Raw genomic sequence first — 13,770 nt, 5'->3', positions numbered from 1 at the left:
GCGCGCCCAGCGGCGCGGGCAGGGTGAAGGTCATGACTGTCCCCTCGTGGAGTTCCTGTGGTCGTCGGTCAGACGCGGGCCGCGGCCCCGGGCAGGTCCGGCGTCCCGGCGGGGAGATCCGCGCCGTCCTCGTCCGGCAGCGCACCGAGGGCCTCCGCTGCGGCCAGCGCCTCAGCGCCGTGCTTCTCGTCGGCGGCGATCCGCGCGGCCAGCGTCGCCAGCACCGGGGTACGGAACACCGTCCTGACGGGCACGGGCACCCCCAGCAGGTCCTGGAGGAGGCCGGCCAGCCGGGTTCCGCTCAGCGAATCGCCGCCCAGCTTGAAGAAGTTGTCGCCGGGGCCGACCCGGTCGAGGCCGAGGATGTCGGCGACGGCCGCGCACAGCACCAGCTCCAGCGCGTCGCCCGGCTCCGCGGCCGCGTCGGCCGCCGCCGAGTCGTCGGCGGCCTGGCGGCTGCCGGCGGTGGAGGCGAGCAGCAAGCGGTCCACCTTGCCGTTGCGGGTGAGCGGCAGCTCCTCCAGCACGGTCAGCGCGGAGGGGACCATGTACGCGGGCAGTTGCTCCGAGAGCCGGGCGAGGATCTGCTCCCCCGTGCCCGCCCGCCCGGCGACGACGTAGGCGTGCAGCCGCCGGACGCCGTGGGCGCTGGCGGGCGCGACCACCACGGCCGCCGCGACCCGCTCGTCCTGCCGCAGCGCGGCCTCGATCTCGCCGAGTTCGATCCGGTGGCCCTGGACCTTCACCTGGAAGTCGTCCCGGCCCAGGATCTCGATGCCTCCGTCCGGGAGGTAGCGCCCCAGATCCCCCGTCAGATAGGCCCGCTCGCCGGTCTCCGGCAGCGCCACGAAGCGGCTGCGGGTCAGCTCCTCGTTCTTCAGGTAGCCGAGCGCCAGCCCGACGTCGCTGGCCACGGCCATCTCGCCCACCACGCCCAGCGGGCGCTCGTGGGCGGAGCCGTCCACGATGTAGTACCGCTGGTTGGTGATGGGCTTGCCGTAGGGGATGCTGGACCAGGCCGGGTCGACCTCGCCGATCGGCTGGAACAGCGACCAGCAGATCGTCTCCGTCGGGCCGCCCGAGCCCACCACCTGGATACGGGGGCTCTGGGCGCGCAACCGGTCCGGCAGGGTCAGCGGGATCCAGTCGCCGGAGAGCACCGAGAGACGCAGTGACTCCAGCGGCCGTCCGCCGCCGCGCCGTTCGCGGACCTCCGCCTCGCCGACGAGCAGTTCCATCAGCACCGGCACGGAGTTCCACAGCGTGACGCGCTCCGCGGACACCAGGTCGGCCCACACGTCCGGTTCGGCGTGCTCGAACGGCGGCGGCACGACGACGGTGCCTCCTTGCGTCAGCACGCCGAACACGTCGTAGATCGATGCGTCGAAGTGCAGCCCGGAGACGGCCAGCAGCCGGTCCGCCCCGTCCACCCCGAACCGCCGGGCCACGTCGCGGATGAGGTTGACGACACCGATGTGGTCGACCATGACGCCCTTGGGCTCACCCGTCGAACCGGAGGTGAAGATGGTGTACGCCATGTCGGCCGGGGTCTGCGCGACCTCCGGCGGGCCGGCGTCGCCGACCTCGAAGTCCTCGTCCACGCGGTAGCGGTGGGCGTTGGGCGGCCAGCCGATGCGGGACTCCAGCCGGGACTGGGTGAGCACCTTGTCCACTCCGGCGTGGGCCAGGAGCCTGCGCAGGCGCTCGGGAGGCAGGGAGGCGTCGAGCGGCAGATAGGCCGCACCGGACGCCAGGATCCCGTACACCGCGGCGTACTGCTCCCAGCCCTTCTCCATCACGACGGCGATCAGCTCGCCCGGCTTCGCGCCGTGCAGGCGCAGCCTGCGGCCGATCCGCCAGGCGTAGGAGGCGAGTTCCGCGTAGGTGAGCCGCCGCCCGGCGTCCACGACCGCCTCGGCGTCCGGAGTGCGGGCGGCCTGCTCGGCGAACAGCTCGTGCAGGGTGGTGTACGGGATCTGGCCCGCCGTGTCGTTGACCCGGCGGCGCAGCTCGCGTTCGGCGGGAGGGATCAGGTCGAAGCGCCGGCTGCGCAGGCTCTCCGGTTCCTCCACGAGGCGCCGGACGAGGGAGACGTACGCCCCGAACGCGGCCGCGGTGAATCCGGGCGCGAAGGCGCCGTCGACGTAGTCCCAGATGATCCGCAGCTCCCCGCCGAGTTCGCGCAACTGGACGTCGAGGGACACCTGCGGGGTCTGCGAGATCGAATAGACCTCGTGCCCCAGGTCGGTGACCGGGCGGCGGGCCGGGTAGTCCAGCAGGCTGGTGACGACCACCGGCATTCCGGCCTGCGCGCCGGCACCGTGCAGCCGGGTCAGTTCGCGCAGCACCCGGACGCCGTTGAACGAACCGTGCTCCATGTCCCGGCCGAGCTGGTCGCGCAGGGCCCTGGCCCGGTCGAGGAAGGTCGCGCCCGAACCGTCCGCGGCGAGGAGCACGGCGTTGGTGAAGTCCCCCAGCACCGAACCGATGTCCTCGTGCACCCGGGGACGCTCGAAGACGGGGTAGTTGAGGGTGAAGTCGGTCTCCTCCGCCCAGCAGCGGACCACCTCGGCGAACGCGGCGGTGAGCAGCACCGACGGGGAGACCTCCGCCTCGCGAGCCACGTTCCTGAGGCGTTCCCAGTCCGCGGGCGACAGCCGGTGCTCGTGCCGTTCGAAGCGGACCCCGGCCGCACCGCCCCCGCCCTTCGGCAGCGAAGGCGCCGGCGGGAGCTGGGGAACCCGCTCCAGCCAGTAGTCACGGGCCGCGCGGAACGCCTCCGTGCCGGGCATGACGTCGGCACGCCAGCGCGCGTAGTCGGCGAACGTGAGGCCGGGCTCGGGCAGTTCGGCCCCGGGGTCCTCGTACAGGTCGATCAGGTCCGGGAAGAGCACCTGGAAGGCACTGGAGGCGTCGAGCACCTGCAGATCGATGCCCAGATGGACCCGGCCCCGGCTCCCCCCGCCCGGCAGCAGCACCATCCTCAGGTCGAACAGCGGCCAGCCGCCCACCGGGAACACCCGGTGGCTCATCTCCTCGCGCAGTTCGGCGAGCCGCTTCTCGGCGTCGTCGGCGGCGAGCCCCCGCAGGTCCAGCACCGGTGTGTCGTACGGCGGGGGCTCCGCGAGCACGTGCTGTGTGCCGTCGGAGCGGCCGACGGCACGCAGCATGTCGTGACGGGCGACGACCCGGCGCCAGGCGGCGGCGAACCGCTGCGGATCCAGGTCCTCGCGCTCCCACTCGAAGTACCCGTAGCAGCCGATGCTGCCCAGTTCGACGCCCTCTCCCCGCCCGATCATCAGCGCCTGCTGCGTCTCGGTCATGGGGAAGGGGACGGCGCTGTCGGCGGGGCCGTGCAAGAGCTCGGTCATGGTCCAACTCCACTCGCTCTGAAGGGAATTCATCGGGCCGGGGCTGCCGGGGCGTCGCCGCTCCGCCGGGCGGGGCGAGGGTAGGCCGCGCCGGTTAGCCACCGGTTACGCCCCCACCGAACCGTCCGGCCGGCGTGCCCTGCGCCCGGTCGTCCGGAAGGGAGAGGGCGAAGAGCCGCACCAGCGGGTGGAACACGTAGCAGGGCCGGCCCCACTCGTCGGCGCCGCTCACCTCCAGCAGCGCCTCGTCCGCCATGGCCTCCAGCAGCAGCTCGGCCTCACCCTCGGGCAGCCCCAGCAACCCGGCGGCCCGCACCGCGGGGAACGGCTCCGGGCCCAGACCGCCGAGGTCCGGGAACGCCCGGCGGGCATCCGGCCGCAGCGCCCGCCACGAGGCGAGCAGCGCGCCCTGCACGTCCAGGTCGCCCGAGTGGAGCTCCCGCAGCCGGGTGCCGGGGTCCGCCAGCCGCCGGGCGAACCGGTCCGGCGCGTAGTGCGGCCGGGCCGCAATCCGCATGCCCGCGATGCGCAGCGCCAGCGGCAGTCCCGCGCAGTGCTCCACGATGACCGCCGCCGCACCGGGGGCGGCGGCGATCCTCTCGGCTCCGGCCGCCGCGGCCAGCACCTGGAGCGCCGGTCCGTCCTCCAGCGGATCGAGGGCCACGGTGTGGGCCCCGGTCACGGTGGGCAGCGCGGTGCGTCCCGTGACGAGGACCGCCGGTTCCGGGGTGTTGGGGAGCAGCGGTCCGAGCTGCGCCGCGCTCGCGGCGTTGTCCAGCAGGACGAGCAACTGCCGGCCGCCGGTGCGTTCCCGGTAGAGACGGACGAGTTCGTCGGTGTCGTCGGCCACGACCGAGCCGACGGCGAGCCCCAGAGCCCGCAGCAGCTGCAACAGCACCCCGCCGGCCGGCCGCGCGGTGCCGTCAGGAGCACGCAGGTCGGCGTACAGCTGTCCGTCGGGGAAGTGCCGCTTGCAGCGGTGCGCCGCGTGCACGGCGAGCGCGGTCTTGCCGACCCCGGCCATCCCCGTCACCAGCACCCTGCGGGGCCGGTCCGCCGCGGACGTGTCCGGGGTGAGGGCCCGGGACAGCAGTTCCAGTTCGCGCTCGCGACCCGTGAAGTCCGCCGTGTCCGGTGGCAGGGTGGCCGGCACGCCGTGGGCCTCCTGGTCGCCCTGGCGGCGGTCGCCGGCCTCCGAAGCCGCCGGGGCGCCGGTCCGACGCGGGTGCCGCACCAGGGAGCCGTCGAGCAGTGCCCGGTAGGTGGCCTGCAGTTCCTCACCCGGGTCGACGCCCAGTTCCTCGGCCAGCACCGCGCGGCCGTGGTGGTAGAGGTGGATCGCGTCGGCCTGCCGTCCGCAGCGGCACAGCGCGGTCATCAGCTGGCAGCGGAAGCGCTCCCGCAGGGGGAACTCCGCCACGAGACCGGTGAGTTCGACGGTGATCTCCTCGTGGCGGCCGAGTGCGAGGTCGGCGGCGATCCGGTGCTCCAGGGTGACGGCCCGCGCCTCCGTGAGGCAGGGGGCCTCGGCGGCCGCGAGATGGTCCGTGGTGTTCGCCAGGGGAGGGCCGTTCCACCGCGCGAGGGCACCCCGGAGAAGATCCCCCGCCTTTTCGTGGTCTTGTTCGGAAAGGGCTTCCCGGCCCTCCCGGTCGAGTTCCTCGAATTCGATCAGATCGAGTGAGGAATTGCCTATGGCCATGGCATATCCGGGTGGCCTGCGGTCGATGAGTATGTCGTCGCCCAGGATTTTCCGCAGCCGCGACACATAGGTGTACAGCTGGGCGCTCGCGGTGGCGGGCGGTGTCCAGCCCCAGAGCAGACGGCTCAGCCGGTCGTCGGAGACGACCTCCTCGCGGGCCATCAGCAGCGCTGCCAGCACGGTGTGCAGCTTGGTGCCGGAGAGCGGCACTCTGCTCCCGTACCGGCGGACCTCGACGGGCCCGAGCACTCGGAATTCCATGGGCAGCCCCGTTCGTGATTCACGCGAAGAATCTCGGGGACGACGCTAGAGGGGTGCGTTATTTTCTCGATATCGTGTCGGTTTCACGGGGGTCCCGACGCGTGAAATCGGTGGGACAAGGGATCGAAAGGAGGCGTCCCTACTGTCCGTTCGTACCGCAGCAAGCGGCAATGACGGTCCACCGATGAGGGGGGAATCGCTATGCGCAGCACTCGGACGGCGAAGCGGGCGACGATGGCCGGTCTGTTCGTACTGGCGGGGCTGATCACGGGAGCCGGCGCCGGACTGGGCTTCACCGCGCACTCCACGACGGTCTCGAGCGCCGACGACATGCCCTGGGGCATCGTCGAACCGACGGGGCCGACCACGGCCTCCGACGACGACATGCCCTGGGGCTGAGTGCCCGGCCCCTCGGGGACCGGCTCAGACGGACCGGTCCGCCAGGAGCAGCCGCAACGTCCCGGGTGTGAAGCATCGTTCCGTCCCGGGGACCGCGCCCGGCCCGCCGCGCAGCGCGGCGAGCAGCCTCAACACCCTCTCCCGCCAGGGCTGGGCCCCGACTTCGCCGAGCGCGGCATGGGCCCGCTCGAACCTCTCCGCCGCTGCCGAGTGCCGACCGCCCAGCGCCTCCACACAGCCGAGGTCGGTCTCCACCCGCGCGTACAGGAAGCGGTCGGACAGTTCCTCAGTGATCTCCAGGGCCTGCCGCAGCGTGCTCTCCGCCGCCGGGAGCAGGCCCTGGCTCCACTGCGTCTCGCCGAGTCCGCGCAGCGCGTGTGCCTCGCCGACCCGGTCGCCCTCGTTGCGGGACAACTGCAGCACCTCGCGGAACGACTGGGCCGCGTCGTCCAGTTCGTCCGCGCACAGCCGCGCCTCCGCGAGCCGGTAGAGGTTCTGGGTCTCCGCGCGCACCGACCCGGAACGTCGGCTGAGCGCCACCGCCTCCACGGCCAGGGGGAGCGCCTGCCCCACCTGCCCGCGGTCCAGCTCGATCTGCGCCAGATAGCCGAGCAGATGGGCCTGGTTGCGGGTGTCGCCCACCTTGGAGAAGCCCTCCAGCGCAGCCCGGCAGAACTCCAGTGCCCGGTCCCAGTCCCCCTGGAGCCTGGCGCACATCGCCAGGTTCCGCTTGGCGAGCGCCGCCCCGTGGACGTCGTCGCTGCACCGCAGGAGTCGCAGAGCGGCCATGTTCCAGCCTTCGGCCTGCTCGTAGCGCCGCTGGTAGATGGCGAGCGAGCCCAGCAGGCGCAGCATGGTGGCCTCGCCCACCCGATCGCCCACACGCCGGGCGGAGGACAGGGCCGCGTCGGCGCAACGCTGCCAGTCCTCCAGGTAGTTCCGTGTCTCGAAGTGCGGCACCGCGCTCTCCGTCAGGGCCCACGCGTACCGGGCCCGGCCCGTCTCGGCCGCGTGCGCCACCACGTCCGCCAACGCGGCCCGCTCGGACTCGAACCAGTCAAGCGGTGCGGCCAGCAGTTCGTCCGACGCTCCGGAGAGGAACGCCGGTGCCCGCTGCGCCGGCCGGCCCACCGGGAAGTCCCCACCGTCCAGCCGCCGATGTGCCTCTTCCGCGAGCCACAGCCAGGCGGCGAACGCGCGCTCCAGCGCGGCGTCGCACTGCTCCTCCGTCTCGTCGGCCTCGGCACGCTCGCGCGCGAAGAGCTGGAGCAGGTCCTGGAACCGGTACCGGTCGGGCCTGCCCGGTACCGGTTCCACGGCCTCCAGCAACTGGGCGTCCACGAGCTGGTCGAGCAGTTCCTCGGCCCGCCACAGGCTGGTGTCCACGGTGGCGGCCGCGGCCCACGCCGCGAAGTCCGGGGTGCGCAGCAGCCCGAGCCGGCGGTACATCCGGGCCGCCTCGGGTGACAGGTCCCGGTAGGTGAGCCGGAAGCCGGCCCGGACCCCGCCCTCCTCCGGGCTCAGCTCGTCCAGCCGCCGCCGCTGGTCGCGCAGCCTCTCGACCAGCCCGCGCACGGTGAGACCGGGTTTGGCCGCGAGTCGTGCTCCCGCGATCCGCAGCGCCAGCGGCAGGCAGTCGCACAGAGCGCTCAGCTGCTCGAGTCCCACCGGGTCGCTGCCGAAGCGGTCGGCGCCGGCGATCTTGGTGAGCAGTGTGGTGGCCTCGGCGGGCGGGAGGACGCGCAGCCTGATCCGCAGGGCCGTGTAGTCGCCGGTCACATCGTCCAGGACCTCGCGCCCGGTGGCCAGGACGACACTGCGGCCGCCGCCCGGGAGCAGGGGCCTCAGTTGGGCGAACGACCGTACGTTGTCCAGGAGAACCAGCATTCTGCGCGTGCTGAGCAGGCTCCGGTACAGCGCCGCTCGCTCGTCGGGCTCCTCCGGGATCTGCGGAGCCGGCACCCCGAGCGCGCGCAGGAAGCGGTCGAGCACGGCGGCGGGGGAGACCGGGGGGTTCTCCTCGTCGTAGCCGCGCAGATCGGCGAAGAGCTGACCGTCCGGAAAACGGTCGGCGGCCTGACTCGCCCAGTGAACGGACAGTGCGGTCTTGCCCACCCCGCCGACACCGACGACCGTGGCCAAGGCGGGGGCGTGCGGATGGTAGGGCTCCTTGAGCAGCCGGTCGAGGGCGGCCAGCTCCTGCTGTCGCCCGGTGAACCGCATGACGTCCGCGGGCAGTTGTGCCGGCACCGTCAGGACGCTGACCGACGCGGGGGGAGCGGTGGCGGGCGGGCGGGACAGCTCGGGCGAGTCGTGCAGGATCAGATCGTGCAACTGCTGCAGGGCGGGCCCCGGTTCTATGCCCAGCTCCTCGTTCAGCAGCCGGCGCCCCAGCCGGAACACCTCCAGGGCCTCGGCACGCTGTCCGGAGCGGTAGAGGGCCAGCATCAGATGCTCGCGCGACTGCTCCCGCAGGGGGTGCCGTGCGACGAGTTCACCGAGCTCCCCGGTCAGCACCCGGTGTCTGCCCAGCTCCAGCATGAGACCGGCGCGTTCCTCCATCAGATCGAGCCGGAGCTGTTCCAACCTGGCCGCCTCCGCCTCGATCCGCTCGCCCGAGAGCTTGTCGAGAGCCGCCCCCCGCCACTTGCTGAGAGCCTCCTCCAGCAGCACGCAGGCGTCCTCGGCCCGGCCGTGGCGTGCGGCGTCCCGCCCCTGCTCCGCGTGCTGCAGGAACTCCATCACGTCGATGCGGTGCTCACCGCGGGCGAGTACGTATCCGGGCGGGGACGTCAGCAGCAGCTCGCTCTCGCCCGCTTCCTTGAAGGTCTTGCGCAGCGTGGCGACGCAGATGGCGATCTGGTTGCGGGCGGTCGCCGGAGGGCTGTCCGGCCACACCGCGTCCACCAGGGTGTCCACGGACACGATCCGGTCGGCGGAGAGGAGCAGCACCGCGAGGACGGTGGACTGGCGTCTGCCTTTGATCCGGACCGGCACCCCGTCTGCCTGAACCAGCAGGGGGCCGAGCAATCTGAAGACTAACTGGTTCAAAAGGTCCCCCCGATGTGACCCCGTTCAAGGCGCTGACGGTACAGTACGGAAGCACTTGAAATCGGCCATCAACAACCCCTCCGGTAGGGCGATTTCCAGCCCCGACGGGTGGACCGCGGAGCGTGCGGGCACGGTGGCCCCACAAGGTCCTCGCAGACTCAGGAACGGGCTTGCGGTGCGACGGCGCAGAGGGCCCGCGACAATTCGCCAAGCACCTCGATGATCTTGCGGAATCCATCCTCGCCACCCAGTTCTCCGCACAGTCGGCGGGTCAGTTCGGCCTGGCCGGGCTCGATTCCGCGCAGGACCGCCCTGCCGCCGTCGGTGGCCTCCAGCAGTTTGGCGCGCCGGTGTGCGGGGTTGTCCCGGTAGGCTGCCAGCCTCCGACTCACCAGCACATCGGACGTACGCTGCACGCTCTGCCGGGTGACACCCAGGAGGCGGGCCACGTCGGAGACCGGTCGCGGCCCGTTCCCTATGGTGTTGAGGACCTGCCACTGGGCCGCGCTGAGCCCGTGAGCCAGCGTCAGCCTGTTGAGCTCGGCCGTGAACCTGCCGTTCAGGTGGAGTACCGCGAGTGCGGACCGGCTGAGAGCGTCGACGCTGGGCACCCCACCACGAGCGTCCTCACAGAACTTGGCGACACGCAAAACGGCCCCCTCCGCAGGAAGTCGACACACTGAGCGTCCGTCGGTCCGCGGCCCCCGATGGTTCCGGCCACATGTTGCCGCACCGTACCGTTGGCCGAACCCAGTGTCCATGATGTGTTCGATTACCGGAATATCACGTGCCGCTTGGCGTGACGGCCTCCGCCGACCCCCCGGGAACGGAGCGGCGGGATCTCGCACCCGGGCGGGCGGCCGGTGTGCCGAACCGTCGTGCACGGGGCGGGCGGCGCGGCCGGCGGTTTCGCCGGCCGCCCGGGCGTGGGCGCCGGACTCCGCGGGTGCGCGGCCGGACGGGCGGGGCAACGGCACGTGGGGTATCGGGGACGCGGCCGGGCCGGGAGCGGGGGCGGCCTTGCGGCGGGCCTCGGTCCGCACGGGCTTTGGGGGCGCGGTGTCATCGATGAGCGGTGGTTCGCCGGGTGGTCGTTCGGCGACCGGTCATTTGCCGGGCACGGTCGTTCGGTGAGCTGCCATTCCGGTGACCCGCGCGAAGAAAGAGGCCGGCCCGGTATTCGCCGCGCGAATACCGGGCCTCGGGGCCGTAGGGCAAGCCTCAGCGGTGAAAGGCGTCCTTGGCCTTCTCCTTCGCCGCGCGCATGTCGCCCTTCGACTGTTCGGCGCGCCCCTCGGCGGTCATCCGCTCGTTGCCGACCGCGCGTCCCACGGTCTCCTTCACCTTGCCCTTGGCCTGCTCGATCCTGGCCTGGGTCTTCTCGTCCGCAGCCATGACTCTCACTTCCCGGAAGTCGACGACAGGTGCACTGCGTCGAGTAACCGGAGCCCGCGATGTCAAACCCCGGTCCGTCCGGGAAAGCACGGCGAAATCATCGAACGTGCCACAGGTGTGAATCCGCGGAGCCCGGGCAACCGTGGCTTCGGAGGTTGATAAACATGGTTCCTTTGCTGCTGGTTCTCATACTCGCCGCGCTGCTCTTCGGTGCCGGATTCGCTCTCGAAGCGCTCTGGTGGATCGCCGCGATCGTCCTGGTCGTCTGGCTCCTCGGTTTCGTCATCCGGCCGGCCGGGCCCGGTGGCGGCCGAGGACGCTGGTACCGCTGGTAGCTCGGCTCCGGCCGCCGACTGCGCGAACGCGGGTGCCCCGGGAGGACCTCCCGGGGCACCCGCGTTCCCGTGTCCGGACGGCGCCCGAACGGACCTCCGTGGATCAGGAGCGGCGGCGCGGCTTGCCTGGCCGGGCACCCTTGCGCCCGGCGGAAGCGCCGCCGCGCCCGGCGGCGGCACCGCGCCGTCCCCCGGAAGCGGTCCTGCCGCCCGCCGCCGGGCGGCCGGAGCGCCGGGCCTTGTCCTTCGGCTGGTCCTTCGGCTGCTCCGCGTCGGAGGGGCGGCGGCCCCGCGTGCTGTTGACGGTCCTCCCGCGGACGATGCCGATGAAGTCGTCCACCAGATCGGTGGTCCGCTCCTCGGGCCAGGACAGGGCGACGGCCGACTGAGGGGCGTCCGTGACCGGGCGGTACGTCAGGTCCCTGCGGTGGTGCAGACGGGCGAGGGACTGCGGGACCACCAGCACACCCACCCCCGCGGCCACCAGCTCGATCGCGTCCGCGGTCGTCGCCGGGCGCTCGATCGCGGGACGTCCCGGGAGGTCCCGCCACTCGAGGGTGTCGTCCAGCGGGTGGAACACGACGTCCTCGGCGAGGTCCTCCAGGGAGACCTCGTCCACGGCCGCGATCGAGTGGTCCTTCGGTACGACGACCACCGTCGTCTCCGTGTAGAGCGGGATGGCGCTGAAGACGGCGCGGTCGACGGGCAGTCGCACCACACCGGCGTCGGCGCCCCCGTCGCGCAACAGCCCCGGCGCCTCGGCGGCCGGCACCGCGACGAGGTCCAGCGGGACGTCGGGCAGCCGCTCCTGCCAGATCCGCACCCATTTGCCAGGAGTCACGCCGGGTACGTAGGCGAGCCTGAACGAGGGGGGAGCTTCCGAGCCAGTCACCGCTCCAGGTTATCCGGCGTGGTCGGAGCTCGTGCAGGCACTCGATATCCTTGTCGCATGACGTCGCACCACGGCACCCAGACCATGAAGCCCGCCACGGCGGCCAAGAAGCTGGGTGTGTACCTCGAAGCCACCCCTGCGGAGTTCCGGGAGGGTGTCGTCTCGCGCGACGAGCTCAACGCGCTCCAGTCCGAGCCGCCCGAGTGGCTCCGCGAGCTGCGGCGCAACGGCCCGCACCCGCGCCCCGTGGTCGCGGCGAAGCTGGGCGTCTCCATCTCCGGCCTGGCCCGTGGCGGTGTCACGGAGGCCCTGACCACGGAGCAGATCGAGGCGTTGAAGCAGGAGAGCCCCGAGTGGCTCCGGCGGGAGCGCGCGACCCAGGCCGAGGTGCGCAAGGAGGCCGTGCGCCTCAGGGAGAAGCGCGCCGAGAAGGACGCGTAGGCCGAGGGGCGATCCTGACGGCAGGCATGTGCACCCGCCCGGCCCCACGGCCGGAGTCCCACCCCGCACCGTGACCACCGGCTTCAGCCCGTGGTCTTCGTCCACGCGGTCGTGCCGAGCAGGCCCGTCTCGCCGATGTCGAGGCCGCCCTCCGGCACGACCGTCTGCCGGGCGGCGCCGGCGCTCGGGCCGATCTCCACGTACACCCCGCTGCCCCTCAGGGTCGCCGCGTCGACGGCGGAGTAGCGCCAGACGAACACGCTGCGTGCCGACTCCCCGGGGCGCAGCGGGACCGGATGCGGGCCCGGGTCGTCGAGCCGGGTGATCGGTTCCGGCCCCTTGAGAACCGTCACGTCCATGGGCCGCTTGTCCACGTCGCGCACCCGGACGTCCGGATAGCCGTTCAGCCGCTGGTCGCGAGTGCCGCAGTTGCTGATCGTGACGGGCATGGCTCGCAGGCCCATGGTGGCGCTGACCATGCCGGTCGACACCCGTACGCCCGATGCCGGGCAGTCGCGCGCTCCGTGCGGGGGCCGCTCCCCGGCGGCTTCCCGTGAGGGGGCGCGCACACCGGACGAGGGTCGGGAGCCGGGAGGGTCGGGTACGGGAGGACCGGTCGCCGGGCGCCCGGGGCGGGCGTCCGCTCCCGTCCGCGCGGGATCGGCCTCGCGGTCCAGCTCCGCCGACAGCCCGCACCCGGTGGCCAGGACCGCGGCCGACACCGCGAGGACCACCGCACGCCCCAGCCCTCTGTCGTTCATGCCGTGATCATGGCACGCGGCTGCCACCGTGCGTCGGGGGATTGGTGAGCCCGCTTCCGGGGAGCGGGGCCGCCCGTTCGCGGACTGCGCCGACGGGCCCGCGCCGGACCGTCCCTGCGGACGGCGCCATCATGCCAGCGCCGGCACGGAAGCCCCAACGGCGCGATTTCACCGACGACTTCGCGCGTGGACCGCACACCGCAGGAACCGTCTCGCGGGCGCCGTCGCCCGGACCGTCCCGTGGACGGCGTCCAGGCGCCTCCAGTGCCGTCGCCGGGGCCGTGGGCAGCTCGGCCTTCGGGCTCCGCGGCCCGGAGCGCACCGGATTCCCTGCCCGCGGAGGTGCCGCGGTTGGGCAGCGAGACGGGTTCCGCCGGCACCTCCTTGTGACGGCCCGGAGGGCCCGCCGTATCACCGGAGAGTGACGGCACCGGACCATGGCCGTGCCCCGCGGCCCATGAGGGCCGCGGGGCACGGAACCGGCCTTGCGCGTACGGCGGTCAGCCGCGGCCGGCGCGGCGCCGGCGCGTCACCACGAGGATGCCGGCCCCGGCCGCGACCGCAGCGGCAGCGGCGCCCGCGATCACGGGCGTGGCGCTGGATCCGCCGGTCTCCGCGAGGGGCGGCGTGCTCGGCTCGGGCGCGGGCGGCGCCTCGGAGCTGGGCGGCTCCGAGCTCGGGGTGTCCGAGGGCTCCGGCTCCTCCGGGGTCTCGGAGGGCTCCGGCGTCTTCGAGGGCTCCGGCGTCCCCGAAGGTTCCGGGGTCTCGCAGACGGGCGCGGTCTTGGTCTCGTCGCGCGAGAACCGGTCGCCGTCGCCTGCCTTCACCACGAGCCGCACCTCGACCTCGGCCTTGTGCTCGGGCAGCTGCAGCGTCTTGCTGAACTCGCGCCCGAACGTTTCGGTGGGCAGCAGGTCCTTGCCGTCGACGGTGACGGTCACCGTGTTGGTGACGTTGGGGCTGTACGCCTTGAGATCGACCGTGACCTCGGAGCAGGTCACCGTCCAGACGGGCGTGTGGGCCGACGCCGGAGCGGCACTCAGGCCCACTCCGACGAGCCCGAAGGCAGCGCCCGCTATAAGAGCGCCCGAGCGCTTCCACGCACGGGTGGGTGCATTCATCAATCCTCCATGGAGGTCCGAACACCTGGTCTGATGGCAGC

11 protein-coding genes are annotated in these 13,770 nt (G+C 72.7%); 3 read left to right on the top strand and 8 right to left on the bottom strand.

The window, feature by feature from the left end:
- Positions 1–68: 68 nt before the first annotated feature.
- On the bottom strand, positions 69–3,371 hold the full coding sequence (locus AB0J10_RS26435; RefSeq protein ID WP_363064958.1) for an amino acid adenylation domain-containing protein: 3,303 nt from the start codon (positions 3,369–3,371) through the stop codon (positions 69–71).
- Between the two features lie 94 nt (positions 3,372–3,465).
- The gene (locus AB0J10_RS26430; RefSeq protein ID WP_363064957.1) at positions 3,466–5,334 is read right to left on the bottom strand and encodes a BTAD domain-containing putative transcriptional regulator; all 1,869 of its coding nucleotides are present in this window, start codon (positions 5,332–5,334) and stop codon (positions 3,466–3,468) included.
- 201 nt (positions 5,335–5,535) lie between these two features.
- Here AB0J10_RS26430 and AB0J10_RS26425 point away from each other — a divergent pair, with 201 nt between their 5' ends.
- Entirely contained in the window at positions 5,536–5,733 is a 198-nt protein-coding gene (locus AB0J10_RS26425) for a hypothetical protein (protein ID WP_363064956.1), read from the top strand.
- Positions 5,734–5,757: 24 nt separating this feature from the next.
- Here the strand turns inward: AB0J10_RS26425 and AB0J10_RS26420 are convergent, their stop codons facing one another.
- The 3 genes from AB0J10_RS26420 to AB0J10_RS26410 all read right to left on the bottom strand — a co-directional run bounded on the left by AB0J10_RS26420 (position 5,758) and on the right by AB0J10_RS26410 (position 10,179).
- Entirely contained in the window at positions 5,758–8,763 is a 3,006-nt protein-coding gene (locus tag AB0J10_RS26420) for a BTAD domain-containing putative transcriptional regulator (protein WP_363064955.1), read from the bottom strand.
- A 179-nt stretch (positions 8,764–8,942) separates the two neighbouring features.
- Positions 8,943–9,395, bottom strand: a complete 453-nt coding sequence (locus AB0J10_RS26415) for a MarR family transcriptional regulator (protein WP_363064954.1) — start codon at positions 9,393–9,395, stop codon at positions 8,943–8,945.
- Between the two features lie 610 nt (positions 9,396–10,005).
- Entirely contained in the window at positions 10,006–10,179 is a 174-nt protein-coding gene (locus tag AB0J10_RS26410; RefSeq protein ID WP_363064953.1) for a CsbD family protein, read from the bottom strand.
- A gap of 164 nt (positions 10,180–10,343) precedes the next feature.
- Between AB0J10_RS26410 and AB0J10_RS26405 the strand changes: the two genes are divergently transcribed.
- Positions 10,344–10,514, top strand: coding sequence for a hydrophobic protein (locus AB0J10_RS26405; protein WP_109294168.1), 171 nt, complete (start codon positions 10,344–10,346; stop codon positions 10,512–10,514).
- Between the two features lie 103 nt (positions 10,515–10,617).
- On the opposite strand, the gene AB0J10_RS26400 is transcribed toward AB0J10_RS26405, so the two are convergent.
- Positions 10,618–11,406 (bottom strand): LysR substrate-binding domain-containing protein, encoded by a 789-nt coding sequence (locus tag AB0J10_RS26400; protein ID WP_363064952.1) that lies wholly within the window; start codon positions 11,404–11,406, stop codon positions 10,618–10,620.
- Between the two features lie 57 nt (positions 11,407–11,463).
- On the opposite strand from AB0J10_RS26400, the gene AB0J10_RS26395 reads away from it, so the two are divergent.
- Positions 11,464–11,847: a DUF5997 family protein gene (locus AB0J10_RS26395; protein WP_363064951.1), complete on the top strand. Its 384-nt coding sequence runs from the start codon at positions 11,464–11,466 to the stop codon at positions 11,845–11,847.
- Between the two features lie 83 nt (positions 11,848–11,930).
- Here the strand turns inward: AB0J10_RS26395 and AB0J10_RS26390 are convergent, their stop codons facing one another.
- Both AB0J10_RS26390 and AB0J10_RS26385 read right to left on the bottom strand, forming a co-directional pair.
- Positions 11,931–12,608, bottom strand: coding sequence for a DUF4232 domain-containing protein (locus tag AB0J10_RS26390; protein ID WP_363064950.1), 678 nt, complete (start codon positions 12,606–12,608; stop codon positions 11,931–11,933).
- Positions 12,609–13,108: 500 nt separating this feature from the next.
- The gene (locus AB0J10_RS26385) at positions 13,109–13,729 is read right to left on the bottom strand and encodes an LAETG motif-containing sortase-dependent surface protein (protein WP_363064949.1); all 621 of its coding nucleotides are present in this window, start codon (positions 13,727–13,729) and stop codon (positions 13,109–13,111) included.
- Positions 13,730–13,770 lie beyond the last annotated feature (41 nt).

It is taken from the genome of Streptomyces sp. NPDC049887, from assembly GCF_040656535.1.
Taxonomy (GTDB): domain Bacteria; phylum Actinomycetota; class Actinomycetes; order Streptomycetales; family Streptomycetaceae; genus Streptomyces.
This window is presented reverse-complemented; position numbering and strand designations above follow the sequence as displayed.